At 39.3% G+C, this 1,444-nt stretch carries 2 protein-coding genes; both read right to left on the minus strand.

Annotated features, from left to right (window positions below; all coding sequences use genetic code 11):
- Positions 1 to 45: 45 nt before the first annotated feature.
- Positions 46 to 1,029 (minus strand): ISAon1 family transposase, encoded by a 984-nt coding sequence (locus BLQ87_RS33120; RefSeq protein ID WP_074613161.1) that lies wholly within the window; start codon positions 1,027 to 1,029, stop codon positions 46 to 48.
- Positions 1,010 to 1,375: an ISAon1 family transposase N-terminal region protein gene (locus BLQ87_RS33125; protein ID WP_073239036.1), complete on the minus strand. Its 366-nt coding sequence runs from the start codon at positions 1,373 to 1,375 to the stop codon at positions 1,010 to 1,012. Before BLQ87_RS33125 ends, BLQ87_RS33120 begins: the two co-directional genes overlap by 20 nt.
- Positions 1,376 to 1,444 lie beyond the last annotated feature (69 nt).

Below are 1,444 nucleotides of genomic sequence, written 5' to 3' on the forward strand. Positions count from 1 at the left end.
GGATCAATGCCAAATGTTGTGGAGCAGTAATATGTTTTTCCGATTTTAAGCATATAGTTGAGTAAGTCTGAAAAGGAAGAATTCAATGTTTTTGACACCTCTGAATTGCGATCTGAATGCCTTTATTTTTGCATTGAAAGATTCAGCAGAAGCATTGGTCGATCTATGGTCAAAGTAGTTCAATATTGTTTGATAATGACTTTGTATAGATCTGGCGATAGTATTGAATGCCTTGAAACCTGTTTGTCTTACCTTTTCATGCCATTTGGCCAGATTGGCTAGTCCAAATACTTTATCCTTAGTATTTTCAAATAGCTGACTGAGCCCTATACTAAGCCCGTAAGCTGTTTTAAGGTCAGGGAATCTTCCAAATAAGAGTTCTGCACGATCCTTTTGACTATCTGTCCAATCCGACGATTTTTTATATAACACATATCTGCTACGAGCGAGTAATTGTTTGACCGTATCTCCATTGTGAAGTACTTCTGATTGAAATGGATTACCTGTTCTTTTTGATTGTTCTATGGCCTCATTTTCTGCATCCATAGCTTCCCACCTGTATTTGATTCGCATTTCCTGTAGTGCCTCAGTGGCCAGTTTCTGTACATGAAAACGATCGGTCACTCTGACTGCCTGAGGAAAACAACGTTTACAAATCAGCTCCATGTTACCTGCCATATCCAGGGTGATTTCAGTTACTTTTTTCCTGGCTCTTTCGGGGATTCTGTGTAAAACTGAAATGACTGTTTCGGCTTTGGTTCCTGCGACAATGGCGACAACAGCTCCTTTTTTACCTTTGGCGGCTTTGTTGGTAATGATGGTATAGAGTTCGCCATGAGACAGACTGGTTTCATCAATAGACAGCTGTTCACCCAGGTTTTCCGGATATAAAAGCCATTTTTTTGCATGTGATTTCTGATCCCAACTCTTAAAGTCACTTAGGTAATCACGGTACTGGCGAAGCAGATTTTTAGCCTTTACACCATAGAATGAGCTAATCGCATCAACACTACTCGGGGCTGTATCGATTGATTTCTTTTAAAAAAGCCGCGAAATCTCCTGTCATTCGCGTTCCCTTTTCTACTAAACTCCAATTTCGGTAAATCACCTTGGAGGTCTCTGTATTAAGCCATCTACGCCTTCTGATATGATAAAACACCTTATGTCCACGGATAGGGAAATCCTGAATCACAATCTGAGGAAAAAAGCCTTTTGATAACACTTTAATGTTATCCCATTCCGAAGGAGGGCTATTCAGTTCTTCGAGTTCGATGTGAAAAGTCTCACTATCTTCAATAACTCCTTTGAATTCAAAATTCTCTAGTATAAAATCTGGCAGAAATAATCTGAGCAAGGACGCGGCAGCTGATGGCATAAATTGAAACTATATAAAAATACAAAGCTATATTTTTAATACTTGCTCCACAACTTTTGGCATTGATCC

It is taken from the genome of Pedobacter steynii, from assembly GCF_900103665.1.
GTDB lineage: Bacteria > Bacteroidota > Bacteroidia > Sphingobacteriales > Sphingobacteriaceae > Pedobacter > Pedobacter steynii.